The organism is Methanolobus vulcani, assembly GCF_006546655.1.
Taxonomy (GTDB): Archaea; Halobacteriota; Methanosarcinia; order Methanosarcinales; family Methanosarcinaceae; genus Methanolobus; species Methanolobus vulcani_A.
Genome location: NZ_VIAQ01000006.1, coordinates 82,327 through 107,656, shown reverse-complemented (window position 1 = coordinate 107,656; position 25,330 = coordinate 82,327). Strand labels below are relative to the sequence as shown.

Below are 25,330 nucleotides of genomic sequence, written 5' to 3'. Positions count from 1 at the left end.
AGATTTTCCCGAATTTCAAGTGATGACTTAACGTTAAAAGGAGGATATTATACTACCGGTCATTTCATAAGTACTGATTCCTTCCGGAAGTTTCTTAGAGAACTCCTCAGAACGCAATACAGCAAGGAAATTCTGTATCTCCTCAATTTCCAGGAGGTCTTTTCTTATCACAAAATCAAACTCATCCTCCGCCAGTGGAATGAACTCAAGTCCTGCTTCCTCTGCCGCAGCTCTCAGACCAAATCCAACATCAACTTTGCCACTTTTCACAGCATCACATACTGACCTATGGGTCTTAGAACCGGAATTATATCCCTTAAGGCTCTTAATCATCTCACTTTTAGAGATTCCTTTCCCTTCAGCCAGAAGACCCATCTCCCTGTCAAGAAGTGCCCTTGTACCAGAACCTCTGTTCCTGTTGATAATCTGGAGATTGATTATATCTTCAAGTCCATAGATGTGATTGTCCGGTGTGAATATAAGCCCTTGCTCGCGTCTGTATCCTTTCACAAGTACAACATTGTCAAGGTTCATTCTCTTAAGAACAGATGAATTGTAGTTGCCATCTACATCAACCATGTTGACACATGCAATATCTGCAATACCGCCTGACATTGCTGTAAAACCTGCACTTGATCCCATGTTCAAAGTCCTGAACGTAAGTCCTGTCATCTCTTCAAGCAGGTCAATTCCGGGACACTGTCCGCCAACAAGCATCAGGTCAGGACTCCTGACGTTACCGAACATCGTAACTTCAACTTCTTCACCGGGCTCGATGTACTCAGTATGTGGCCTGATCTCAAATATTCCGTCTGCATCTGACAGTGTGGTGATAGCTCCTGATGTTTTATCCGCAGGATATACTTTTCCACGGACAACGCCCACAGGGAATAGTTCCTCTCTGCCACCGGAACGTATTCCGGTTCCCATAACTGCAGTTATTTTTGTCTTAAATGATGGCTTAACGCCAAGTGAATTGTAAATAATCGGTGCAACAAATTCGTTGAAAATACTGAGAGCAGATGTAGGGTTTCCCGGAAGCCCGATCGTCGGGACATTATTGATCATACCAATGACAACAGGTTTTCCTGGTTTGATGGCAATTCCGTGAGTAAGAGTTTCTCCCTTTCTCTCAATAATCATGTACATGATGTCGCCAGCGCCTGCGGAAGTACTTCCTGATGTGAGCACAATATCACATTCTGAAATAGCCCTGTCAAGAGCTTCTTCCATGAGTTTCTCTTCATCACGCACGATTCCGTATATTCGGGGAGTGCCACCACATTCCTCGATTGCAGCGGCAATAGCGTATGAATTAGCATCATATATCTTGCTGATTCCAAGTTTTTCTCCGGGTCTGATAAGTTCGCTGCCGGTTGAAATGATTCCTACTGCCAGCTTTTTTACAGGAACTTTATCCATTCCGATGGATGCCATAACGCCGATTTCACGGGAACCTATGCGAGTGTTTTTCCTCAGAATTCTCTCGCCTTTCATTATGTCAGTTCCTGCACGCATTATATTCTCATTTATGTGTACCGGCAGGTAGACAAAAAGTGAGTCTCCACTTTGTTTTGTGCTCTCAACCATTACAACAGCATCAACACCCTCGGGAATTGGTGCACCGGTTGAGATTTCGACAGCTTCGCCGTCATCAACAAAAAAGCTATCTTCGCATCCGGCAGGTATAGCTCCTATAACTTTAAGCTCGGTTGGAGCTGGTTCGCTTGCCTGATAAGTATCTTTTGCCCTGACAGCATAGCCGTCTTTTACAGAGCGGTTGAAAGCAGGCACATCGAGCCCTGAAAGTATGTCTTCTGCAATTATGTGTCCTGCGGCTTCCTCAATAGGTAAAACAGTAACTTGTGGTTGAACTTTTATGTTGTCAACCAGTTCTCTTGCATCCTCTACGGATGTCAGCTCTCTGAATTCTTTCCTTTCCATTCTGGTCTGATTACTCTTCGTCTATATACCCAATAAGCTTTTTGTTAAGTCTGAATACTCTTGTAGCTACGTACCAGAGTCCCATAAGATATACGATCCATGTTGCAATGGAGATCCATTTGAGGCTTCCTGTATCATCCAGTGCTTCAAAAGTGATGACAAGGGTAACAGGCATCAAAAGTAATATGGCCAACACTGAATCATTCAGATATTTCAGGTTCTTCAGAACGATTTTATCTATTCTTCCCTTTTCTTCCATTCTTATAACCTCATTAATAAGACTATTATCTCTCAGTCTTTAGTCCATTCGGAATATATATGTAATTATTATTATACTTATATATTACATGGCTTATGCCTAATTAATGTTTTGAAAATTCATAGATGACACGAGCATGCAAAGCTAAGCTCATAGTTGAAAGAGTCAGACATAAAGAAAAAAAGAGTATGAAGAACTATGTCTTCATTTAAGTGAATCTTATTTAGGGATTGATTGGTGTACCGGTTGTGGTTGTTACCTTTTCAAATGCAGCAACCATCTTCTTTGTGACAGGCCCTGGCTTTCCATCACCAATTGGGCGGCCATCAACCTTTACAAGAGGTGCGGCTTCTGCTGCGGTTCCTGTGACAAAAATCTCATCTGCGGTGTAGAGGTCAAACATTCCAAGGTTCTCAACATGGGTCTCGATTCCCATTTCTGCAAGAAGCTCAATAGCTGTTGCTCTGGTGATTCCCTTCAGGTTGTTGATTGTTGGTGGTGTGTAAACCTTACCGTTCTTGATAATGAATATATTGTCTCCTGAACCTTCAGAGAGGTAACCGTTCTGGTCAAAGAAGATTGCTTCATCTCCACCTTTCTCATTTGCTTCTATCTTTGCGAGGATATTGTTCAGGTAGTTGAGTGACTTGATGTTTGGTGACAGTGCATCACAGGAGTTTCTTCTGACTGATACGGTAACACCGGTAAGACCGACTTCATAGAGGTCCCCATACATTGCTCCCCATTCCTGTGAGATGATGTAGATATTTGGTCTTGAACAGTTTCTTGGGTCAAGACCAAGGTCACCGATACCTCTTGAAACGATAGGTCTGATGTATGCATCTGTCAGGTTGTTTTTCCTGAGTGTTTCCAGAATTGCTTCTTCCATCTCTTCTTTGGATATTGGGATTTCAAGAGCTATTGCCCTTGCGGAATCATAGAGCCTGTCAACATGCTCACGTAACTTGAAAACACGTCCGTTGTATGCTCTGATTCCCTCAAAGACACCATCTCCATACAAAAATCCGTGATCATAGACGGAGGTTGTGGCCTGTGATTTTGGGACAAAGTCACCGTTGTAATAAATCAATAATTCACTCATGTGTAAGCCTCAGTATAATAATAGTTGCTAGTGTTCAGGTTAAACTATTATTTATTTGTATTCACATTAACCCCTCAGATTAATTGTAAATGTAAACAAGTCGTGACAAAAGTGTTTTATACTAAAAAACCTATTTCCAATCCCAGTCAATGCTTAGCGGTCCCGTGGCTTAGCCAGGATATAGCATCGGGCTTCTAACCCGAGGGTCAGGGGTTCAAATCCCTTCGGGATCGCTACATATTTTTCAATAGTCCTATTTTGATAAGGCATTTTCTTTTTTATTTAATGCATATAACATACAATGTTGTAGTGGTCAATCAGCTTAATCACATTCTTATTGTGGCTTCATTGAAGCAACAATGATATTCAAATATCTGTGTTATTTTCAAGAGCAAGACGTCTCAATTCAGACCCTTGGACCCTGGAATAGAAATTGTCTAACAACACCAGTAAACCCTCTGTAATAGCTGTTATTTTAGGCAACTTAGTTACAAGTGGTAATTCAAGAGTGTAAAACTCCATAGGATTGAAGTCTTCATCTGGATATCTTGCACTGATTGCATGTGGATCCATTATTATTGATAAACCAAACAAGAGATGATTTATGTATAGGCTGTCTAGAATCAAATTGGCAAACTGATTCCAGGTTTCTTTATCGGTAGCTCCAAACACTCTTTTAAATTCTTCTTCCACAATTTCGGATATATTTTCAGGAATATCAACATCAACTTCTTCTGGGTTTTCAACGTAATACTGAACTCCCTTTTTTATAAATTCAGTTACTTCTTCAATAAATTGTAGCCATTCTTCATCCGTTTTAATGAAGTCTGTTCCTTCTGAAAGTGCATAAATATACTCTTCTTCAATTTCTGAAATATGGGCTAGAATATCAGTCAATTCATTATCTGAAAGCTCAACGTGATCTTGTGTATTTTTGATATAAGTAAGTGTCCAAATGTCTAAGTCTTTCGCGTCATTTTCAACTTCAATAATGTCCATACCCGTCGAATCAACATCAAGCATTTGTGCAAATGCTTCTGTTTTTTGTTTGTTCTTTCTCATCGATTTGAGATTTTCCATCCAGTTTAGATTCAACATTCTGTAGAATGTGACCCCTTTGTGTCCAATCTTATCTGCCGCCTTTTTGAGATTTGTAGTGCCTGTGAATATCGACATCGATTTCACCGCTTTTTCAACCGATTGTTGAAATAGAAAAATGGACTGTGGATAACATTTATTTTCAAATAATAATTGGGATGATTTTAGATCTTGTTTTGCAATATCGAGAAAAATCTGAGGAACTTCAGTGCTTGTCATTTGCCTGAATAGGCAGGCTATGAATATATAACGTTTTCTTTACAACGTTGATCCGTACTGCAGTTCGAACTCTCCACTATGGCTTTACATTAGTTATTTAAAGCCAGACAAAAACATCTATAAATGTGCTGTCGATTTCTTCCTACTGGCACACAGCCACCTCATCAACATGATTTTACCTTTTTTATGGATTGGAAAAGTATAATTTAATTTGAATTGTGTTTCATTTTTAGTATCTAGCATATCTTCTGGCTAACTCCGACAAAAGAATAAAACGATGATCAGTAGCTAATTGTGGACTTGCTTTCTTTATTTCATCTAGGCAAACTTTGAACTCTTTAGGAAGCCACTGAGTTTGATTATCAACAACTAAATTCAAGAAATAAAGGCACTCTTCTGGGAAATTGGTGCAGAGTTTCTTCTTGAACATAAGATCAAATAGATAATATGAATGATTCGGGAGTTTTATCTGGTCTTGCAATTCTTCAAGTGCCAAAGGAAATGCTTCTTCTGCAGCTACACATAATTCTGCAAAGATATCTGGTATATTTGATTCCTTGAAAGCCATATTTCTTGGCCAGATGTTGTGTAAATATGGAATTACACGATTAGTCCAATATTCTTTGCGTTTATCATGTGCCCCTTCAATTGCACGTATTAATGTTCGAGCTGCGTTTTCTAAGCCATTTATTGGTAAGGATCCAACGGCATCAGCTAACTCTTCATTTGTAAAAACATCACCGTGATCAAGTGCAACGAATGTTAAAAATGCAGCATATCGTTCTCCGCAGTTTCCAAGTTCCCCATAATGCATAGCTCCATCTAAAAATGATCTTGTAACATCCGCCATGAAAGGGCGATATAAACGCGGGGACCAAAGGAATCCTTCCCACGCCATGTTAGCTTCTGTTGACGAGTTCCAATCGAACAAAGGGATCAGATGCTCTTTTGCCCAATTCGAATCCACCCGGTATAGCGTTACCGCATGCGATGCCAGTAATACGCGACCATAGACATATTTGTCTATTTTTGTATTACATATACTAGTGAAAATCGGCTTGAGTTCTGCTGGAAGACCTTGGCCATCTTCCAGCTTACGTCTAAACCACCATTGTAACAGTGCTTCTGTCACGATACCCACTGGTCGATTGATAGCAGTATTCAAGGAATCATTAAACTCTATTTCATCGATATATTCCTGTTCAAGAATACGCTGACAAAGGTTTAAGAAAATCTTTTCCTGGCCATTGAAGGATTTAGCAATTACCTGTAGCCATCGACCAATTTCATTAGGCAGTGAACTTATTATTTCATCAGGTGCTTTGTTCAAAACTGGCCCAATGATACTCCATGAGGTATTGTTATTTTTATCTTCAGACCAACCCATAAGAGCCTGCTTCCAACGTTCAACCGGCCATGTGTTTTGTCTAGCCAACGCAAGCAGTGCATGTGATGTAGTATCGAAGTCTTCACGACAGCGTTGCTGCCAATCATCATCCCCCCGACGATCAACTGTTTTCTTTAGCCACATGATGAGCTCAGACATATCCTGGGGGGAATGGGAATATTCATGTAATTCATCACTGTCCATTATTCTAAATGTGAACTCATCTTTTTCATCTTCCTCCAGTTTCCAATCAGGGTATTTTTTATTCAATTCACTTAACCTAGCATTGGCTGTTTCACTCCACTTTCCACCAGCATCACCAAACTTAGTAAGGAGGAGCCATATATCTTTATCCACAATGCGAATCCACTCTTCTTCCTTAAGAGTACCTCTGAACATTTCTCGTAGGGGGCCAGCTAAAATTGCTTTTTCTAATTCAACAATCTCAGGAACATCTAATATTTGAGCTAAATAAACTACTAAACGTATTGCTTCACGTCGTGTCTCACTTGACCATAACCACCAACAATTATCCTCCAGTAACCAGTTAAGAGCTTTCTTTTGTGAAATTATATCACCATATGTAGCTGCAAACATAGCCAATCTTTTGAAAATCGGGTAAGGTTGTAACCACCAATTTTCTGCAGTATTTTTTGCTACGACAGTATTGTCTTGTACAGTTGCTATCCATGAATCTCTAACAAGAGTAATCAAAGCTGTCCAATCATAGAAATCACCATTTTGGGGATGGTCACTGATAGAAGGGCGGTGGATATAGGACAAGTCACTGTGCTCATTGGCACCTTCTAACTCTCGCATCAAATCCATAGCATCCCGCAAAAGCACTGTGGAATCTTGCAAGAGGCTGGGCAAACCTTCCTGAAAAGCCGGGATTTGGGATAAATCATTTAAAACCGAATGCACATAATTACTGTTTAATACAAGTTTCCAATTGACCAAGTCTTTAATTCTCAATGACTGTGATTGGACCTGTATATTCTCAAATAAATTTAAAGAAGATCTCAAAGCTACACACGGTGCTAAATGTTCACGCAATTGCATCCTTAAAGAAGGTGTTAACCCCTCTCTTTTGAGGGAACCAATCCAGTCATATAAACCAAAGCTTTGGGGATTTATGTGGGAGTGTAGTTTGATTTTTCCTGCTATAAAGAGTCTCCAAAGGGTCTTCATTGCTGGGCGTGGAATAGCATTAGGTGCGTTAGCAAGAATAAAATCAATTTTCTCCTTTTCATTATTTGCTACAAAGTGATCTAACTCCTCAAGTCGTCTGAGAATCAAGCCGATGAAACGTTCATGTAAACAATCACCTTGGTTGGCAAGCCAAATAATTAGGTTAGGATCGTTAAGGTGTCGTGTGAGCCAATGTAATAAGTGTAACATTACGCCATCTAGAGAGCTACTTTGGCTTCCATCATCAACAACACGCATCCACGGTGAGCATGTATGTGGAGATGGACGATGAAGGATACTAAATTGTATATCATTGATTTCATTGCACCCAGTTGCAACACCAAACCGCAATAAATCGTCGTATTCAAACTGCTTCTCTGATAGAGGACCCAACCATTCTAGCGGAGGAACAGGATTAAGATTAGCAAAATGTTTCGCGGCTAACTCATCTGTTAGTGCCCATAATACTCTCCCGACAACATAATCAGTTTTTGATGGAGCATTTGGCGGGTTGCTTACGTGCTGTGAGATAATCATTTCTTTACCTTGAACACCATCACGGTATGTAGCGGCCCATTCTCTTAAGGTATCGTGGAGTGCAGAATGATTGCCCTTATCCGCAACAGGTACCTCATAGAGCAGAGGAGTAACGCCTTTCATTTCCCATTCACTCTTCGTCTTTTCTCTTTCCTTTTTGCAATAATCTACAAAAGCAAAAGCTTCTGGTCGGCTTTCGCCAAGCAACTCATCCGCTGCAAGTGCATCCATCATGTAACGCATTACCGGATCGTTGAGGCTGTATCCTACAAAGCAAACTGTATACTGCCTAAATAACTCAGTAACAAAACGAGATGCCCATCGTTCGGCAAGATATGCCAAACCAAAATCTCCACTCGTAATCACAAGCCTATTAAGTGCAATTTCATCTATAGAATCAGGTAGCAATCCGTGAAGATACACAATTCCATCCCAGCGGCTCTTTTTAGGAATGGGTAAAAAAGGAGCAGAATAAGGCGGAATAGGTAAACTATCTTTTGAGATCACTTGTTGGAAAAGTCTGTCAAAATTGGTTGTAACCAGTCTAACTTTATTATCAGTTCGATTAGTAGCTAATTGAATCAGAGATTTGTGTGTCACCATAGCATCTTTATTAACCTGTGAGATGTCGAGGACACTAGCTAATGCTTTTCTGACTGCAAGACGTTTACCAGGATGGCGACGCTCCAATAAATCTAATGTTGTATCATACCGCTTGCTTTCATATGCTTGTTCTTCTACAGATGTCATTGTTAAATGAAGGTCAGCATATATTTGGCCAACTAGGTCCTCAAAGCCAGGAAGGTTTGCTGGATAGGAAATACCTGCACCACAAAAAAAGATAACTTTTCCTCCTTCATGAGCTTCTAAAAGCTTCTCTGGAATATCCGGGCCGTTGATAACGAAAGCAGGCATTATACATTCTCCATTGTTTTGGTTTTATTCAAACAACTCAATTGAATGTACTTACTGAATAAAATCTTTTTTAATTAACTTAATCACTCACATCAACCTATACCACCCTGTAACTCCTCCATATGCTTTTCTTGACACTCTTTTGAACAATAAGGCAGTTCTATCTGGCCGTATTTAATGTAATAGACCGAGAACAGCTCCCTCTTCTGTTTCCGAGTTGTGATTATTTGGTTATCGCAGTCTGGACGACTGCAAATCAATTGTACTAAGTCCGTCATGGCTCACAGCATTGTTGATGTAGGAGTCTGGCTTCATACCGATAACGTTGAATTTAGTAGCAGGGACATCGGCATCTTTTTGTTTCGGAGAAATGCATGAGAAGTTTGCCGTGTAAAGTAAAAGAGATAGTCTCCGCTCTTGGCATTCTGAACGGTATTCGCACTCAGAAGTGCATACTCTTAATTCATTATCTCGTCGGCAAACGAACACGTTCTTAGTATTGTTCTAAAATGATATACTGTTATTGGTTTCGCCCATGTTTCGAATCAATCCGATTGTTCGCTCTATATGTGCTCAATTTTCGATTCGAATACTTAAACAGTGTACCTTGCTAATGTCAGGGTAACCTACGTTTTTAAAATTATGCCGATGCATATTGAATAATGGCTTATAAACTGCATAATTATGTGACATTTTGCGACATTTTACGGCATTTTTGAATTCGAATCGATTCGGTTCTGATTCGAATATTTACGCATTTATGAACCTACAAACGCATAATCATAGAACTTCATCATCCCTGGTATGATCATATCGCTTCAGCATCTTTCTATTATGCTTTCGGATCACCCTTCTCACAGTGTAGACAGATACATCCATGTCATCGGCAATTTCACTGTAACACCGCCTATCAGCATCCTGTAGGATCCTATCTCGTTCACTTGGTGTTAGGTCCTGGATGTTTCTCATGTTTTCACTTCCTCATTAGGACACATTTCATCAAACAGGCCTACATACCGGTGGTATATTGAAGCGCATTTCTCCTGGGTTGTTCTATCCCTGTGATGCACTACAACGGTCCACCACGCAAGAGTGCAGGGTTCCGGAGCCCCATAGAATATGAGCCAGTGTTTCAGATCTGCATTAAGGCACTGGATAAACTCCGTGTCTTTATCCGGCAAATCCTGGCAGGTGTAAAAACCAAGTGGATCTTCTTGTGACACATCTATCTTGTAGAGGAGAAGAGCCTGTTCTTCCAAGCTATGTTCACCATGTAAAACGTGCTGTGCTTTGATCTCCATCATATCAGAGAGTGGAATCTCTTCTGACGACTGATAGAAGCATGCGGATGCCATAGAGAAAACACCAGAATGTTCCTTTTTGGACTCCATTCAACTCACCATCTTGAACTCTGTCTGTGATATTCGTACGAATTCCCCCGATGATTCCATCTTGTCCATGATCTCCCATGGATCCTCTATACCAGCTGCTCGAGAGTTTGCGACAAGTTCTTGCAGATTGTTTGAATGTTTAGAGATTTGTCTAAAGAGATTCATTTTTTCTCCAAGTGAAAAACTGATGTCTGAACCCCGACGAGAACCCGGACAAGAAGTATTCGATTGCAGGAGAGATTGTTCACATTCAATCCGTCTGGGTTCCTGGGTTATTTCTCTATTGTTTATATACGTGTAATTATTTTCACTATCTTTCTTATTTACATTTTGTACTACATTACAATTAGAGGATAAACCCAGACAGTTAGACGGAGATACATCTTGCTCTTGGTTTTTGCCGTCTGGGTTGTTTTCTTTAACCCAGACGGATTGGCCTTTGATTGTGCAGTTCTCCCAAACATACGGCCTGTCACCAGTTGGTTCCCTGCCTGGTACATATCCTAGTTTCTTGAAACGTTTGGCAAATATATTCTCAGCTGCTGGATCTATCCCGTTAGATTTGCACCATTCTACATACTCACTAAACATTGCCTTTTTTGGAGTGTGCTTCTCTGCGAATACCACCACCTCATCTGCAAATGCTGCAATCGGGTCAGAGTTGACCTTGTACATCTTCATGACTTCATCTGTCGTCATATCGTAGCTGTACTCGCCCCTGGCCAACAAAGCTCTCAAAGCCACCACACACCTATTGAACAGCCCCGAAAGCTCCTCTGGAGTCGTCAGTTTATCTATCAGACCCTTGTCGGCTTTCTTCCCTTCAAATGTGTATGGGAACTTCAGCAGGATCCATCTCCGGAAGTATGCAAAGTCATGTCCCGGGACAGGTGGAAGTTCATTTGCACTGAATACCAGCCTGGCCGTGTTCCTGAATTTGAACGGATGCTCATACTTTCTTTGTGCTCTAAGCTCCTTTTCGTTGCCTGTCAACATTTTGAAGGTTGAATTCTCATAGAGTGCTCCGGATGCTAGATCCGGAAAGATGTTGGCCAGCTTTCCGTAGAGTTCTGCAAGAGAGTAAGGATCCTTTTCAAGCATGTGCAGGGATTCAGCTGCCACATTGTGGGATCCCAGGAACTCACCGAACATGTTGAGCATCACTGACTTTCCGTTGGCACCTTTCCCCAGGAACATCACAGACTTCTCGATCCGTGTGTCTGGTATCATGCAGTAACCAAGGATCTCATAGATCACACTTTGGTACTTTTCCTCAAGAACCTCTGAGATGAACTTGTCAACTGCAGGACATGTCGCATCGGGATCGTATGTGATTGGTAGCTGTACAATAGAAATGTAGTCGGGTGAATGTGGATCCAGCTGGCCAGTATTCAAATTATACAGGCCGTTGAGGATATTGATCTTGTTGATGTCATGATTGATCTTTGACCTTGGTGTCAGCGTTTCCAGCTGCACATAATTGATGATCTCAGAAATGTGATGCTTCTTGGATGCATCCCCCAGAGAGGTCTGTACTATCCTTGCAATTGTGTCTTCTCCGCGAGGAACATACACTCCATTTCGATAAACGTAGATGCTCTTTGTATCATCAAAGGTGATGTACCTAGCCAATGACATCACGTACTCACCGAGCTTCTTCACACGAAGCTTACCGCGGACAGTGAAGAAATCCTGGTCGTCTTCTTGGGTGATCTCATCATCATTGAACCTGACAGATTTCAGAATAGTGTTCATGTCCGTCTTGCTCAGGTCGAAGTATTTCCGGACATCATTACGAATGAATATATCTCGAATGGAAGAATCCATCAGTTTCAGATCGTTCAGAATGAATCTCTTTACAGTTCTGGCCTTCTCCACGTTGCCTTCAGGGACATTTTGTGAATTTAGTTTGATCTCCCAGACATTGTTAGACTCCAGCTGCAGGAAGTCTTCTTTGGTGTTCTCCTGCAGGTACTCAGCCAGGTCTATTTTATCCACATCATTTGGCCTTGGAAGCTCTATCAAGCTTACTTGAACCCCCTTGTGCTCAAGGTATTCTGCAGTTGCTATAGCCCCATTCTTTCCCGTTTCGTTGTCTTCGTTGTCGTTACAGATTATGACCTCGGACTTGGTTTTAATGAGATCATAAGCATACTCCTTTTGTTCTTCTTTTATGCGAACAGTTACAGGAGAAATACATGGCAGACCTTCCTGGAGAACCTTTATGCAGTCGGTCACGCCTTCAGTTATTATGACCGAATCTGCTCTTTTAATGGAGTCCTCCCCATAGAACACCGAGTTGTCAATGACCTTGCTGATATGTGGTCTTTGCTCGGAATGCACCAGCTGCTTGAAGTATTTTGGACCGGTGCTGTCTTTGTTCCATTTAGGATCTCTGCCGATGAAATAAACAACCTTCCCACCTTTCCAGTATGGGAAAATAATACAGCCCCGGAAGACATCTCTGAGTTTCCTGTTTCCGGAGACGTGAAATAGACCAGACATTTCCATCACATCGGATGGGAACAGATCTGCCATCTCTCTCTGCAGGCGACTGTTACCAGGGGCCCAACCTATCTGGAGCTCATCAATCATCTTGTCACTGATACCCCATGTGTTATGGATGTAATCACGACATTCATCTGTTAGCTGGCTGTGGTAGTATCCTGCAGCTGCACGGAGAAATGAAAGAATCAGGCCCTTTTCAGTAAGATCTTCTTGGCTCTGGTGTTCCAGGACCACTCCTGCCTTCTCAGCTGCTATCTCGAGTATCTTCGGGAAGTCTGAGTCGATGTCTAGGCCTTCTCGGTAGGATATCCAGTTGAAGATATCTCCACCGTCATCTTCTGCGAAGTTCTTATACATCTGCAATTGTGGATCCACAATGAGAGATGCTCCGGACTTGGAACTTGTAGAGGTTGCACCTCTGTAGCTAGCTCCCTTTTGCTTCAACTGGACAGTTTCACCTACGAGGTCCACGATGTCTATTTTTGATTTGATATCTTCAATGACATCCCTGTTACATGCAGGACTCATTCATTCCCACCACTCACAATCTTCTTGGCAAGATCTACAAACATCAATAGCGTTGGATTAGTTGCTTTGATCAGGTTGTAAATCTCATCGTCCATGGATGCATACTCCTGAATCAATGGATTCTCTTTCAGTGCCTGGAGATCATCGGAGCTAGAGCCACTGCTAATATATGCCATTGTAGTCATAGTAAAAAGTGACCTCCGTTGAGTCGTACGATGGTGGTTATATGTTTGTTCAGGGGGCATCTGCCCCACAAAACTCTTTTTTCACTGTTGGATTCGTTCATATGCGACTTCCCGAAAGCCACACGCTCAAAACAGGATACATTTTGTTATGACATATTGTCATACCAACAGCGTTATTAACAGACAATTAACAATGGTAAATTTAAGGTAATACCATTGGGAACGTCGTCGGCAAAACTTTGTTCTTTGTATTACTGTTCTAAGCTTCAGGGGTGCTCGAACACTCCTGTGGCTTTCTGATTATTGTTTTAATCTATTTCACACCGCGTTAATCAATGTTTTTTAATCGTTAGTGATAACAAACGCATTCTTTGTGTCATCAGTCATCTTTCCCAGGAAATGCGTGATCAACAAGTGCGTAAATCTTCATCCCTTTGCGTTCCGCTTCCTGCCTGATTTTATCATGTGTGGATTTCTTGACAAGTATGTGTTTCCAGTCGTCCATCGCTGTGTCCTCCGTATCAGATATTGTTATTTTTTTATTAATCGTATATAAAGGAAAGTTGAAAAATCATTAAACTATCCCTGGTCATTTCCTCCTCCCTCTGCAGCTCTTACACTGACCACAATGTGGAAGAAGGCGGCCACATCGACCGCACCTTTGTTTCATTTTCATATACCCACCTCGCCCCATGGCCTGATAACATGGATTTTGCCAGTAACGAACATCTTCCAGTAGCGATTCACTGTACCCTCTCCCATCATGCCATATTTGCGTAGATCGGATTTGTTGTACTCAGGGTGTTCCCTGTGGAGATCATAGAGTTGTTTTAGCCAGTTGGTGTTATCCTGTTTGGTTATCTCCCATGATTCCTGTGACTTGTACACTGGTTGATATCCTTTCCATCCGCATTGGCGACATTTCCACCTTCCTTCAATCTGCTTCCAGTCAATTGTCAGAGATCCACAGTTGGGACAATGAGCACGTTTTCTTTCACTCACAGTCCCACCTCCGCACCTGCAGCATTCATCAGATTCTGTTCAACCGTACTCACTAAATCAGGACATGCTTCAGTTGATACTCTGAATACATCATTCAAAATCTGCTTCATATGCCCACCGTCCTTCACGTGGTGGCCATGAAGCTGTTTAGTGATCTGTCCCTCGAGTTCACCGACCTCTGCAGCATCATATACCTGCAGGGATGTGACGTTGATACCCGCTGGGGTCTCTATGACTCTCACCCCGATATCTACATAGAATTCTTCTCCTGTGGTCGGGGATTTGACGAGGACAAACATTATGCTGTCACCTCTAATGGTGCGAGCTGTTCTTGTGGGATCTCTTCTAATGCAGCTGCATTGCAGTGGTTGCATACTACTTCTCTTGTTTCAGGGGCTACACTTGGAAAATAAACAACTTTTCCACAATTCATGCAAATCCATGCTTTCTGGTTCATTTCTAATTCCTCTTAGGTTGTGGAATCCCACGAGGACGAAAATTTATAAAGCCAGAAACCATACATATGAGTGCGAGTCATTATGGTGGGTTTCTGGGGTCCGCCTCGGAGATCCCTTTAATGCATTATCTTTTCTTGATTATTGCTCCTTGATTGGAGTGATAACTATGCTATTCCCATCATCTGTCACGTCAACAGTTGTTCCTTTTTTGAGGTCGTATTTATCCCTGAGGTAAGCAGGGATTGAAACTGAGATTCTGTTTCCTGAGTTCTGATTTATCTTTCTTTTAGACATAACAGTCACCTTTAACCATTTGGTTGTGTTATTGGTTAACCATACATTAGTACAAATGTATATAAAACTTCTGACCCATAATTAAACACATGGCTGACAGAGAAAAAGTAAGTGGCTTCCGGCTGCCACAAGAAACACTCGATAGTCTGGACGAGTTGGTGAATAAAGGGCTCATTAAAAACAGAACTGATGGTGTTATTAAAGCTGTGCAAATGCTTCATGCAATAGAAGCATCTGAGAAGAAAGGACACTATTTCCAAGACATCATCGCTTTAATAACAAAGGATAGGCGGTTTGTTAATGACTGGCCAAGCATCCCCGACGATGTACAAATTCACTATTATGGGGAACCAGGAACAAAGTTTCTCATTACGAAATTAGGACCTGAACACGTTGAGATTGTCAGAGAAGAGGACGATTTGCGTGTTATTGCAACGTATAAAGAAGAGAGATGGGAAGAAGCAGATGAGATATCGGAAGATTCAGAAGACGACGACAAGTCTTCCTCTGACTGAAGACAACGATATCCTTGATGGCAGCGAACTTGATGAAATATCTGTAGATTATTAGTTACGGGTGAAGAAAATGTCTACACTTTATGTCGATTTTTTAGAAAGCTATCCACTATATAGGAAATATAAAGCTGAACCCTCAAACGTTTTTAGTGAATTCAAAGATACTGCACTTTACATACGTTGCAAAGAATGTAAATCAGAACAGGTTTTTGTTCATTATGAGTCCACATATGGAAAAGAAGTCCATGATTTACTCAACCGACCATATATTAAGGGCCATGTGCCTGGGGAAGTATATATTTCAGAGGCAGAGCATTATCGAAAAACATGGGAAGAGATGGACGGATCTGTTTTACATCTGGATTTCTTGTGCAAAGGATGTGGTAAATACCACCAATACGTTTCAATAAAAATTGTAGATAACTTCACATCCTTAATTAAAATTGGCCAATATCCTCCTTATGATATCTCAGTTCCAAAAGACGTTTCCAAAACACTGGGTGAATCAAATACCGAGTTATATCAAAAAGGCTTAATTTGTGAATCACAGAGCTATGGAATTGCAGCATATTCCTATTATCGACGTATTTTAGAATTGATCATTGATCAATTATTAGATGATATTTATCATATAATTCCTGAAAACGACGAAAACAAAGAAGCGTATGAAAAAGCACTAAGCGAAACAAGACACCAACCAGTAGCTAAAGATAAAATCAAGCTTGTAAAAGACATTTTGCCACCTTCTCTAAATGTCGAGGGAACTAACCCAATGGATATATTATATCAAGCTTTAAGTGTAGGGTTACATTCTTCATCAGATGAAGATTGCATTGACATTGCATACTTAATAAGAATGCCATTAATCCACATGATCACCGAAGTCGTCCACAACCAAGAAGCAAAGAAAGAATTCACAGATCATATTAAAGTGCTTTTGAAGAAAGTATCAAAGAAAAATCAAAAACCCTAAAAATAATATCAAGGGGTGGTATCGATGATAGGACCGGCTCCATTATGCATGAAATGTAAGCACCTGATCAATGAGCTTGGGCCAATGAAGTGTATTGCTTATCCTGATGGAATACCGGAGGACATCCTGTTTAATGAGTTTGACACATTGAATCATATGGTGGTGACAACAGGATCCAGTTTGAGCAGCTTGTGTAATTATTTCACCTTAATTCAGTGTGGAAATCTTCAATTTTCCAACCATCCGACTCATTTACCAATTCAATTTTTTTTCTGAATACATACTCTTGACCAATCGCTTTACCAAGTATCTTTGTTAGTCCCATTGTATTCTTATCAGACACAGACTCTTTTTCATATTCAACATCAAGAAAAACAGTATCATTTGTAAATTTCTTGCTACCATCAACTATACCAATGAACTTGTATTCGTACCAGTTGTCCCCATCATCAAGTATGTGGACAGAAAACATTTCAAAAGTGGTATTGTTCTTGTATTTACTGGACATCAGCCCATAACAAGCATTGGTGTCACCTATACTTGCAGAATAGGCAAACGAAGTAACCGTTTCCTCTGGTGTATTTGTAGAAACACATCCTGAGATTAGCATGAATAAAACAAGTAAAATCAATACTCTAATTATTTTCAAACAAACTTCTCCACATAGTTTTACCAGTTTACTAAAAATAGGATGTATTCCTCAGAAAGAGGAATACATTTATGGTGTTGTTCACCATTTTATTTTGTTGACATTTCTAATCCAAGAAACGGCACTGAACCCAAACCATACTAAAAATCCGGGTATGAATATAGCTATTCCAAACCCTGCAAGGGAGTCCATACCTTCTTCTGGAAGGGTGCCCGCAAATATACAGGATGCAATATATGACAGTATTCCGAAGAACATGAGCATTCCTGCAATGTTACCTGGTTGTTTTAATGATATGTTCATCATAACCTCCGTTAAGTGTTTCAACTACTATCGAGTACGATTTATAAAAATCGAGAAAATCCGCAATACTTATATAGTTTTGAGTTCACAACGAAAGTACACAACAAAGACAAGGCAACATCAGGTTGAAAGTGAGGATTCAACGTGGTTTTATTGTTGAGTATGTTTCGTTTTATATCAGCTCCGTTTTTGTCTTCAGATGTAATTCTGAAGAAATTATGGATTTCTTTATATTATTATTAAGTTATATACTTTACTGACGGATTATATTTTTTTAAAATGTAATATAGAATCTGTAATATATTTAAAATTGATATAATAGTTTGAGGTATGAATACAATTGCCTTTTATTCCAAACCTAACAATAACTTCCGAGTTTTTCCAATGCTTCCACATGTTTCAATATAGTGCCAAATCAGGCAGTTCCGCCTTTAAAAATAGCGTGGATATGTAACGTTTCTCGTTTCCCCCCACGACATCAATATTAATTCCAAAAGTGTTTAAAAAGAGAATCGGATAGGGAATTTATTCTCCATTAATTTTCCATTAATTTGTTCCGATGAATAATTATTAAGATCAATTATGTAACCATCTTCTTTCAAACGTTCGATGGCTTCAAATTCGCGTTCAAAATTGTTATCGTGTATTTTGTAGAGGGTTACACTGGATGTATGGTAAAGTGCTTCGTGTGTATCACCATACATGTCATTATATTTGATATGAACAAGGCGAGGCACGGTGAGAGTACGAATTGATAAATTGCCTTTTTGATTGATGTTGATAATTTCATCCAGCAGTCCATTTAACTTAAACACGTTCCCCTGTTCTATTGTGTATCTTTCGCTGAAATTTTCATATGTATAATCATGCCAAATATTTCCAAACCTAAACAATTCATGCTCACCTGGCAATGAAGGATGGCGAGTGTTTCGATAGAATCCCTCCAAAACAAACGACGCAGTTCTTTCCGAATTATCATCATCCGTATAATGCACGTTTAAAAGGACAATTGGTTCACATATTTCTATACTTTCAGTCGGGAAACCGGTATTATGTACTCTTAGCCACTCGAATGAATTAGTAGGATCATTGTATCTTTCGAACTCGAAAACAGGTTGATGATTTATTTTTTCTACTCGTAACTGGCTGCCTGCAATATCGTTCGCACTAATGCCGACAATCACCGACATCAGTGTTAAGGCAACCATGGCCCCTGCTTCTAAGAATATCTTATTTCTTTCAAGCCAATCACGCCAAGATTCCCATGGTAAAGGGCGTGGAGTATCTGCAGGTTTTGCCATATTATGAAATAATTGTAAATTTAGAAAAATATTTCTATTAATTGATTGATAACGTAGGCTGTGAAACTAACTATGGATCTAAAAGAACTCTGGAAATCTCACCCAATTATAACGATTCTATTAATTCCTGTTATAATTTTTATTGCATCTTTTCTTCTGGTTGTGATATACGCTCTTTTAGTGTTGTTCGTGGCTGTTGGATCTTCTCAGTCTGAACCCATTTTCACACATTTTGATCCTGCTAATGAATATTTAGCAGTCACATCTTCAGTCGTTCTTTTGCTGGCCACAATTATCTATGTCGCATTCACAGCACGGATAGCCCGAGAAACATCTGAGAACGTTCGAGTAACAAAAGAGGTGCTGCAGGATGCACAAAAGGAGAGAAGAATCAAATACATTTCAAGTCAATTAGAACAACTCTATTATCCATTACTGGAAGTCATGGACAAATACAAGGAAATCAATTTTTTAAGAGATGGCGTCGCAGCGGGGAGCTCTGAAATAGAAAGTACCTCTATTCCAGGTTATTCTTTTGAAACTAAAACAGATTTTACGGGGATTGAAGGGGCCGATGAATTTACCGAGATAGTAGATTTTTCAGAGTTTCTTCGTAAAAGATATCTGTTCAGGCCAGAGAACACTGGGAAAAAACACTTTGAAACATTCGTTTTCGATGGGCACTGCACTCTAAATATTACCTCACCAAAGTCATATGGCGTATGCAGGAGAGTTAAATCAGCAATCCAGGAAGATATAGAATCGCTCGAGAATGAATTAAATGAACTTGTATCCACCGGGGAATGAAGATCCCGTAAAAAACGAAGGGGATGATTTCAAAAAAATCACACTTCCTTCTGAATATTCGCCAGCATTTCTCTGGCTTTCTCACTCTGCATAATCATTTGCAGGATCTCCGGCAACTTCGCCTCATACTTGCCAATCTCATCTTGTGCCTGATGGTCCAGGACAAGAGAACATTGTGAACAGAACCTATCATTAGGCTTAAGCACACTACTGCACCTGGGGCATTTCTTGAGGGTTATATGGCGTTTATCCTCAGTTTTCAACCCACACTTCTCATAGATCCTATCGTTGATCTCCTGGTCTGTGAAATTAGCATATACCTGGAACATCCGTGTGGATCCTTTTGACCATCCAGCTCTATGTTTGATCTCTTGTTCGTTGTATCCATCAAGAATCCAGTTTGTAACAGCTTTGTGTCTGAACAGGTAAGGATAGAACCTTTTCTTAATGCCTGCCTTTACGGCGATATCCTTGATTGTCTTTCTAAATGTGTTGTAACTCAGTGCGGTTTGGTTCTTGTCCAGAGTAACCCACAGAGGAGCGTAAGGATCATCCTTGAGGGGGTGCACAGCCAACCATTGCTGCAGATATCCGGAGGCCCATGTGAGGGGTATTCCTTTTGGTGGTGTTGTCTTCCTGGCCTTGCTTGTCCTTGGCAGGTAAATGATAGAGCTATACTGGTTTGACTCCACGCTGCCCACTCGGCACGATGCCAAAGCCCCTGGCCTAAATCCTCCGTCGTATAAAGTAGCTACTATTGCCCTATTTCTGGCATTCGTGCAGACCTCAATCATCTTATCAATGTCTTTGCTGTCAGGAAGATCCTGGGGTTGTATGTGGGTCTCTACTTGTCCCAGCTTAAGCTTTCTTACCCATTTAGGGACATCATCATCAGTGAGGAATCGAAAAAACTTTTTAGTGACTTTCTTGTAGTTCCGGATAGTTCCTGGTGAAGCTTCTTCCTCATCTTCAAGGTAGATCAAGAACTCATCGAAGTCATCTTGTTCTAATTCGTCAATATCCTTTGTATATCCGATTTTTTCAAGCTTCTCAATCATCCACCTGAGAAAATTAACATATGTGGTTATCGTGCTTTTCTTCAGGCCTTCCCTTCTGCAGTGGACAATGAACCTGTTGATAAGATCCTTGTTCCTCTGTGAAATGCCTGCGTTCTCTATTCTTTCCTTTGCACGAATAAACCCTGTTTCAAAAGAGTGTACATCGTCTACATTGCGAGTCATCACATTGTAAAAAGTGGTCTAGGATTATATATTTTAGTTCAATAATCCCTTCGGGATCGCTTTTCTTCTTTTTAAGTTCAATTTCAGGTTATTTGTGAATCTTTATTGAGATTTCTCATATCTCGTCTTTCTTTAGCTTTGAAAAGCCCGGAATTTAATGAAAAGTATGGGCGTCGGTGAACCAGTTAGACGCCCGTTCGTACACCAATTCGTTTTTCAAAAATGCTTTAGGAAGGCACCACAGGTGAGTAACATGTTACTCGGAGCATACTAGTTCAGACTCGTATTTAGTTCTAGGCAAAAGAATCTATATAGGCACATGGAATGGTCAATATGGCCTGGAAAAAAGAATTGCTATGGTAAATATTGTTTTCACTTTTTTCTCAAATATTGGAAAAAAAGCTGGAAACAGAGTATAAATGAAAAAATAGGACTTAGTCATTAAGACCAAGAATGTTTCTTTTATCTTTTTTCTTCTCTTCTTTTCTCTCTTTTTTACTGGTCTTTACAAACTCATTAACTTCTTTAAGTCTATGCAAATTTGTTTCATCATTTCCCATGTTTTTATCTCCTGAATATTATCTTCAGTTACATATCTTTTGTATCCTTTTAGGTTTTTTTGTTGCCTTACTAAAAAACAGGACCTCCTTATATTTTCCAGAGGGTTACAATTATATTAGATTGCATATTTTTTGATTATTATATTTTCACAATGTATGTCAATGGTCGCGAGTATAAGATGAAAAAACAAGTAAAATGCTACATTTTATCCTTAATATGCTGCTTAATTATGTTCTTTACTATTATTCCTGTCAATGCAGCAGAGTTAGATTCACAAACAGAACTAAGTTCCAGTGACAACGGATCACAATTATCAATGGCACCTCTAAATCCTGCATTTGTAGAATATCAGGAATCACTGGAACAGAGCCAAAATAAAGTATCAGATTCAGATAATTTGATATCCTTGTCTAGTTTGGTATTACCGGACAGTCAATCAAATTTACTATCTTCAAATGAGAATGAATCATCTGATATATTTACTCATACTACCGGTTTAATTCCGTCACCTGTAGACCTTTCTCATCTTTCCCCTGTAAGCATGGATGCCTTGCTTGCTGATGATACTATTAGGACTTCAGGTCTTGAACTTATGGGATCTGAAGTATCATACCCGGCACGATACGATCTTCGTAATGAAGGTGGTGTTACATCAGTAAGAGATCAGGGTCAGGCTGGAAGTTGCTGGGCACATGCATCAATAGCATCCCTTGAATCTTATCTTCTTTACAACAGATCAGAAACCTGGGATTTTTCCGAGAATAATGTAAAGAATGTTCTTGCATACCCAAATCAGGATGGATTTGACCGAACACACGATGGAGGAGGAAGTCCTTCCATGACAGCTGCCTATCTCACTAGGTGGGATGGACCTGTACTTGAATCTGATGATCCATACAATGACTTATCAGGTATATCTCCATCAGACATCACAGTGGCAAAACACGTTCAAGAAGTACTTATGCTTCCAGAACTAAATCATTCGGATGATACCTTTAGATGGGGTTTAACCAATTATGGTGGAATAGCAATATTCATGGAGTTTTATGACTCTTCGATGAATTTAGAAAACAATAGTTACTACTTCAGTAGTGATCCTGATGAAGTTGATAGTGGAAATCACTTTGTAACTCTTGTGGGCTGGGATGACAACTACAGCAAATATAACTTTACACCCACTGCTCCTGATGATGGCGCTTATATAATCAAGAATTCCTGGGGAGATAGCTGGGGCGAAGATGGATATTTCTATATTTCATATTACGACAATACGCTTCGATATTCCAACACAATTTTTACTGCTGATAATGTAAGCCATTTTGATCATATCTATCAATATGATGAACTTGGCTGGGTCACAAGTTCTGGTTTTTATAATACTATCGGATATGGAGCAAATATTTTTACTGCATCAACAAATGAAACTCTGGAGGCGGTGAGCTTCTACACAACCGATTCAAATTCCTTCTACAATATCTCTGTTTATAAAGATCCCGATTCCGGTCCACTTAACAGTTCAGGTCCTGTATCGGTACAAAACGGAACAATGGCAATTGCCGGATATCACACTATTGACCTTGATACAAATGTTTCACTTAACGCCGGACAGAATTTTTCAGTGGTAGTACAATTCACAACACCTGACTATAACTATCCTCTGCCAGTAGAATATCCAATGTCAGGTTATAGTAGTAATGCACATGCTGAAGCAGGTCAGAGTTATGTAAGTTATAATGGAATTGAATGGGAAGATATAAGCGAATCTGATACTAATATATGCATCAAAGCATTCACTACAGAGAATAAAGTGCCTGAAGCTGCATTTGTTGCAGGTACAAAATATGTTCACATAAATGAGGCTGTAGATTTCCATGATGCAAGTCTCTTCTCACCGGAAAGCTGGGAATGGGATTTTGGAGACAGTTCTACATCATCTGTACAGAATCCGTTGCATTCTTATTCGGATGAAGGTGTTTATAATGTATCACTGAATGCAGCAAACACTTTTGGAAACAATATTTCCACAAGAACTTCTTTTATCCATGTTCTGAATTCAACAATTGTTGTCAACAGCAGTGGCAGTGCTGATTTTACTACTATCAGCGACGCAATTAATGCTGCCTCTGATGGTGATACAATCAGTGTTGAACCTGGCACTTATAATGAGAATCTGCATTTCAAAAATGATAACATCAGTCTGATTTCATCGACAGGCAACCCTGAAGATGTAAGGATAGTTTCCTCGTCCTCCAGTAACGTTGCTATTTACCTAATAGCAGATAACATCACGATTTCAGGCATGAGTGCTGTAGATGGAGCTGCTGGAATAATCATCGATTCATCAAGTGGGTGTAACATAAGTAATTGCTATGTATCCGGAAATACATATGGTATTTATTTCTATGACTCTCAGGATAACAGTGTCTTTAATTGTACTTCTTATGAGAACACATATGGACTGCGTTTACGTGGTTCTGGGAACAATATGTTGAATAATAGTTCTATGTATAACAACACGTTTAATTCATATTTTGATTCAAATGCCAATATTGTAGGAACAGATAATCTGGTAGATGGAAAACCAATATATTATCTTGTGAACAGCTCTGACCTGGTTATAGATGCCATTTCCAATGCCGGACTTGTCTATTTGCTTAATTGTTCTAACATAACAGTAGAAAGTCTGGAAGTTGAGAATAATTATTATGGATTTTATCTCTACGACAGTGACAGTGTAAGCATTGAAAACTGTACGAGCACTGATAATCGATATGGTGTTTATCTCTCTTCTTCAGATAATAACACAATATATAGTTGCAATATCAGTGATATTTACTCTTACGGTCTTTCATTGATAGAATGCAGTGACAATCTGATCTATAATAACTATTTCAACAACAGCAATAATATCCATGTTTCAGGTGGTGGTTTCAACGAATGGAACACCACAAGAACAACAGGCGCTAATATTATTAACGGAAGCTTCCTTGGTGGAAACTTCTGGGCAACACCTGCCGGAACAGGCTGGAGTCAGACAGAATATTCCGTTGGAAATGGTTTCTGTGCTGCATATGAGATTACAGATGATGGAAACAATACTGATTATCTTCCATTAACATTGAATGATGTTCAACCGACTGTTTCAGATGAAAGTTCCAGCAATGATGACGATGGAATTCATGTGAAAATGGCCACACCAACATCATCTACTTCAGATATCGTTGCAACGGACTCAAGCGTACGTTTTGTTGGTAGGGATGCTGAAGTGGAATATGTATTCACAGATGGTTCCACTCCGGTAAACGAGATCAGCTTTGAGTCTGAAATAAATGAGGGTTATGTAATGGCAAGTGTCAGCCTTCTTGATGGTTTGCCGGAAAGCTCTCCTGCACCTTCATCAGCAATGGTTTATCAGGGAATGGAAATTCTCCTTGGAGATGAGGAATTTTCATCTGGTATTAGTGATGCAAAGATATCCTTCTCAGTTTCAAAAGAGTGGCTCGAGTCTAATGGATTTGACGAATCTGACATACTCATGGAACACTTCTCAGAAGATGTCTGGAACATACTCCCAACGGTTGTGACAGGTGAAGATGATGAGTACTTCTACTTTGAAGCAACCACTACAGGTTTCTCTCCATTCATGATTTGTGTTGATGATGCTAATGTTTCTACTGCGAATACTGTTCAATCTACGGACTCTGTAACAGTTGCAAGCAGTTCCGGTTCCACGGTCACAAACGAGGATATTCAGGTTACTAATGTGAACAACAGTTCTGATTCAGGTAATCTGCTATCTATCTTTGTTATATTGTTGATAGTTGGAGCCATAGGTGTCATATACTGGAAGAAGGGGACAAAAGGTGGGATCTGATCCCTCCTTTTTATTTTAAATGAAACAGAACAAAAGTTGGATCTTAATCTCTCATACTTTTTTGCTCTGCATTTTGTATTGATTATTT

Annotated in this window: 22 protein-coding genes and 1 tRNA gene; 5 read left to right on the top strand and 18 right to left on the bottom strand. The window is 39.9% G+C overall.

Annotation, left to right across the window (positions count from 1 at the left end; translation table 11 throughout):
- Window positions 1-33 precede the first annotated feature (33 nt).
- The 3 genes from FKV42_RS01025 to ilvE all read right to left on the bottom strand — a co-directional run bounded on the left by FKV42_RS01025 (window position 34) and on the right by ilvE (window position 3,305).
- On the bottom strand, window positions 34-1,944 hold the full coding sequence (locus FKV42_RS01025; protein ID WP_154808385.1) for a molybdopterin biosynthesis protein: 1,911 nt from the start codon (window positions 1,942-1,944) through the stop codon (window positions 34-36).
- A gap of 10 nt (window positions 1,945-1,954) precedes the next feature.
- Window positions 1,955-2,203: a sodium:proton antiporter gene (locus FKV42_RS01020; RefSeq protein WP_154808384.1), complete on the bottom strand. Its 249-nt coding sequence runs from the start codon at window positions 2,201-2,203 to the stop codon at window positions 1,955-1,957.
- A gap of 223 nt (window positions 2,204-2,426) precedes the next feature.
- Complete coding sequence (gene ilvE, locus FKV42_RS01015) at window positions 2,427-3,305, bottom strand: branched-chain-amino-acid transaminase (protein WP_154808383.1); 879 nt, start codon at window positions 3,303-3,305, stop codon at window positions 2,427-2,429.
- Between the two features lie 158 nt (window positions 3,306-3,463).
- Between ilvE and FKV42_RS01010 the strand changes: the two genes are divergently transcribed.
- Window positions 3,464-3,538: transfer RNA gene (locus FKV42_RS01010), tRNA-Arg, on the top strand.
- Between the two features lie 133 nt (window positions 3,539-3,671).
- On the opposite strand, the gene FKV42_RS01005 is transcribed toward FKV42_RS01010, so the two are convergent.
- From FKV42_RS01005 to FKV42_RS00965, 10 genes are all read right to left on the bottom strand, one after another.
- Complete coding sequence (locus FKV42_RS01005; RefSeq protein WP_154808382.1) at window positions 3,672-4,622, bottom strand: HEPN domain-containing protein; 951 nt, start codon at window positions 4,620-4,622, stop codon at window positions 3,672-3,674.
- A gap of 229 nt (window positions 4,623-4,851) precedes the next feature.
- The gene (gene dsr1 / locus FKV42_RS01000) at window positions 4,852-8,652 is read right to left on the bottom strand and encodes an anti-phage defense-associated sirtuin Dsr1 (RefSeq protein ID WP_154808381.1); all 3,801 of its coding nucleotides are present in this window, start codon (window positions 8,650-8,652) and stop codon (window positions 4,852-4,854) included.
- A gap of 965 nt (window positions 8,653-9,617) precedes the next feature.
- A complete protein-coding gene (locus FKV42_RS00995) occupies window positions 9,618-10,043 on the bottom strand; it encodes a hypothetical protein (protein WP_154808380.1) in 426 nt (141 codons plus the stop codon).
- The gene (locus tag FKV42_RS00990) at window positions 10,044-13,079 is read right to left on the bottom strand and encodes a phage/plasmid primase, P4 family (RefSeq protein WP_154808379.1); all 3,036 of its coding nucleotides are present in this window, start codon (window positions 13,077-13,079) and stop codon (window positions 10,044-10,046) included.
- Window positions 13,076-13,264 carry a hypothetical protein gene (locus FKV42_RS00985; RefSeq protein WP_154808378.1) on the bottom strand — a complete coding sequence of 63 codons (189 nt, stop codon included), beginning with the start codon at window positions 13,262-13,264 and terminating at the stop codon, window positions 13,076-13,078. Before FKV42_RS00985 ends, FKV42_RS00990 begins: the two co-directional genes overlap by 4 nt.
- 379 nt (window positions 13,265-13,643) lie before the next feature.
- Window positions 13,644-13,769 (bottom strand): hypothetical protein, encoded by a 126-nt coding sequence (locus FKV42_RS14180; RefSeq protein ID WP_268865960.1) that lies wholly within the window; start codon window positions 13,767-13,769, stop codon window positions 13,644-13,646.
- Between the two features lie 167 nt (window positions 13,770-13,936).
- Complete coding sequence (locus FKV42_RS00980) at window positions 13,937-14,266, bottom strand: hypothetical protein (protein WP_154808377.1); 330 nt, start codon at window positions 14,264-14,266, stop codon at window positions 13,937-13,939.
- Complete coding sequence (locus FKV42_RS00975; protein WP_154808376.1) at window positions 14,263-14,508, bottom strand: hypothetical protein; 246 nt, start codon at window positions 14,506-14,508, stop codon at window positions 14,263-14,265. The genes FKV42_RS00980 and FKV42_RS00975 overlap by 4 nt, the downstream gene beginning before the upstream one ends.
- A 56-nt stretch (window positions 14,509-14,564) precedes the next feature.
- A complete protein-coding gene (locus FKV42_RS00970; RefSeq protein ID WP_154808375.1) occupies window positions 14,565-14,723 on the bottom strand; it encodes a hypothetical protein in 159 nt (52 codons plus the stop codon).
- A gap of 139 nt (window positions 14,724-14,862) precedes the next feature.
- Window positions 14,863-15,018, bottom strand: coding sequence for an AbrB/MazE/SpoVT family DNA-binding domain-containing protein (locus FKV42_RS00965; RefSeq protein WP_154808374.1), 156 nt, complete (start codon window positions 15,016-15,018; stop codon window positions 14,863-14,865).
- 89 nt (window positions 15,019-15,107) lie between these two features.
- On the opposite strand from FKV42_RS00965, the gene FKV42_RS00960 reads away from it, so the two are divergent.
- A complete protein-coding gene (locus tag FKV42_RS00960; protein WP_154808373.1) occupies window positions 15,108-15,533 on the top strand; it encodes a hypothetical protein in 426 nt (141 codons plus the stop codon).
- A 70-nt stretch (window positions 15,534-15,603) separates the two neighbouring features.
- A complete protein-coding gene (locus tag FKV42_RS00955) occupies window positions 15,604-16,506 on the top strand; it encodes a hypothetical protein (protein ID WP_154808372.1) in 903 nt (300 codons plus the stop codon).
- A 202-nt stretch (window positions 16,507-16,708) separates the two neighbouring features.
- Here the strand turns inward: FKV42_RS00955 and FKV42_RS00950 are convergent, their stop codons facing one another.
- The 3 genes from FKV42_RS00950 to FKV42_RS00940 form a co-directional block, all read right to left on the bottom strand.
- Window positions 16,709-17,155 carry a hypothetical protein gene (locus FKV42_RS00950; RefSeq protein ID WP_154808371.1) on the bottom strand — a complete coding sequence of 149 codons (447 nt, stop codon included), beginning with the start codon at window positions 17,153-17,155 and terminating at the stop codon, window positions 16,709-16,711.
- Window positions 17,156-17,236: 81 nt separating this feature from the next.
- Window positions 17,237-17,461 carry a hypothetical protein gene (locus FKV42_RS00945; protein ID WP_154808370.1) on the bottom strand — a complete coding sequence of 75 codons (225 nt, stop codon included), beginning with the start codon at window positions 17,459-17,461 and terminating at the stop codon, window positions 17,237-17,239.
- Between the two features lie 497 nt (window positions 17,462-17,958).
- Window positions 17,959-18,759 carry a hypothetical protein gene (locus tag FKV42_RS00940; protein WP_154808369.1) on the bottom strand — a complete coding sequence of 267 codons (801 nt, stop codon included), beginning with the start codon at window positions 18,757-18,759 and terminating at the stop codon, window positions 17,959-17,961.
- Window positions 18,760-18,831: 72 nt separating this feature from the next.
- Here FKV42_RS00940 and FKV42_RS00935 point away from each other — a divergent pair, with 72 nt between their 5' ends.
- A complete protein-coding gene (locus FKV42_RS00935; RefSeq protein ID WP_154808368.1) occupies window positions 18,832-19,566 on the top strand; it encodes a hypothetical protein in 735 nt (244 codons plus the stop codon).
- A gap of 38 nt (window positions 19,567-19,604) precedes the next feature.
- Here the strand turns inward: FKV42_RS00935 and FKV42_RS00930 are convergent, their stop codons facing one another.
- Together FKV42_RS00930 and FKV42_RS14175 are read right to left on the bottom strand one after the other, a co-directional pair.
- The gene (locus FKV42_RS00930; protein WP_154808367.1) at window positions 19,605-20,807 is read right to left on the bottom strand and encodes a tyrosine-type recombinase/integrase; all 1,203 of its coding nucleotides are present in this window, start codon (window positions 20,805-20,807) and stop codon (window positions 19,605-19,607) included.
- A gap of 434 nt (window positions 20,808-21,241) precedes the next feature.
- Window positions 21,242-21,367: a hypothetical protein gene (locus FKV42_RS14175; protein ID WP_268865959.1), complete on the bottom strand. Its 126-nt coding sequence runs from the start codon at window positions 21,365-21,367 to the stop codon at window positions 21,242-21,244.
- Window positions 21,368-21,597: 230 nt separating this feature from the next.
- Here FKV42_RS14175 and FKV42_RS00925 point away from each other — a divergent pair, with 230 nt between their 5' ends.
- The gene (locus FKV42_RS00925) at window positions 21,598-25,242 is read left to right on the top strand and encodes a lectin like domain-containing protein (RefSeq protein WP_196214003.1); all 3,645 of its coding nucleotides are present in this window, start codon (window positions 21,598-21,600) and stop codon (window positions 25,240-25,242) included.
- Window positions 25,243-25,330 lie beyond the last annotated feature (88 nt).

Excerpts from the sequence above, each read along its gene's own strand:
- FKV42_RS01025 (WP_154808385.1), bottom strand. The coding sequence starts at position 1,944 with ATGGAAAGGAAAGAATTCAGAGAGCTGACATCCGTAGAGGATGCAAGA.
- FKV42_RS01020 (WP_154808384.1), bottom strand. The coding sequence starts at position 2,203 with ATGGAAGAAAAGGGAAGAATAGATAAAATCGTTCTGAAGAACCTGAAA.
- ilvE (WP_154808383.1), bottom strand. The coding sequence starts at position 3,305 with ATGAGTGAATTATTGATTTATTACAACGGTGACTTTGTCCCAAAATCA.
- FKV42_RS01005 (WP_154808382.1), bottom strand. The coding sequence starts at position 4,622 with ATGACAAGCACTGAAGTTCCTCAGATTTTTCTCGATATTGCAAAACAA.
- dsr1 (WP_154808381.1), bottom strand. The coding sequence starts at position 8,652 with ATGCCTGCTTTCGTTATCAACGGCCCGGATATTCCAGAGAAGCTTTTA.
- FKV42_RS00995 (WP_154808380.1), bottom strand. The coding sequence starts at position 10,043 with ATGGAGTCCAAAAAGGAACATTCTGGTGTTTTCTCTATGGCATCCGCA.
- FKV42_RS00990 (WP_154808379.1), bottom strand. The coding sequence starts at position 13,079 with ATGAGTCCTGCATGTAACAGGGATGTCATTGAAGATATCAAATCAAAA.
- FKV42_RS00985 (WP_154808378.1), bottom strand. The coding sequence starts at position 13,264 with ATGACTACAATGGCATATATTAGCAGTGGCTCTAGCTCCGATGATCTC.
- FKV42_RS14180 (WP_268865960.1), bottom strand. The coding sequence starts at position 13,769 with ATGGACGACTGGAAACACATACTTGTCAAGAAATCCACACATGATAAA.
- FKV42_RS00970 (WP_154808375.1), bottom strand. The coding sequence starts at position 14,723 with ATGAACCAGAAAGCATGGATTTGCATGAATTGTGGAAAAGTTGTTTAT.
- FKV42_RS00965 (WP_154808374.1), bottom strand. The coding sequence starts at position 15,018 with ATGTCTAAAAGAAAGATAAATCAGAACTCAGGAAACAGAATCTCAGTT.
- FKV42_RS00960 (WP_154808373.1), top strand. The coding sequence starts at position 15,108 with ATGGCTGACAGAGAAAAAGTAAGTGGCTTCCGGCTGCCACAAGAAACA.
- FKV42_RS00955 (WP_154808372.1), top strand. The coding sequence starts at position 15,604 with ATGTCTACACTTTATGTCGATTTTTTAGAAAGCTATCCACTATATAGG.
- FKV42_RS00945 (WP_154808370.1), bottom strand. The coding sequence starts at position 17,461 with ATGATGAACATATCATTAAAACAACCAGGTAACATTGCAGGAATGCTC.
- FKV42_RS00940 (WP_154808369.1), bottom strand. The coding sequence starts at position 18,759 with ATGGCAAAACCTGCAGATACTCCACGCCCTTTACCATGGGAATCTTGG.
- FKV42_RS00935 (WP_154808368.1), top strand. The coding sequence starts at position 18,832 with ATGGATCTAAAAGAACTCTGGAAATCTCACCCAATTATAACGATTCTA.
- FKV42_RS00930 (WP_154808367.1), bottom strand. The coding sequence starts at position 20,807 with ATGACTCGCAATGTAGACGATGTACACTCTTTTGAAACAGGGTTTATT.
- FKV42_RS14175 (WP_268865959.1), bottom strand. The coding sequence starts at position 21,367 with ATGGGAAATGATGAAACAAATTTGCATAGACTTAAAGAAGTTAATGAG.
- FKV42_RS00925 (WP_196214003.1), top strand. The coding sequence starts at position 21,598 with ATGTTCTTTACTATTATTCCTGTCAATGCAGCAGAGTTAGATTCACAA.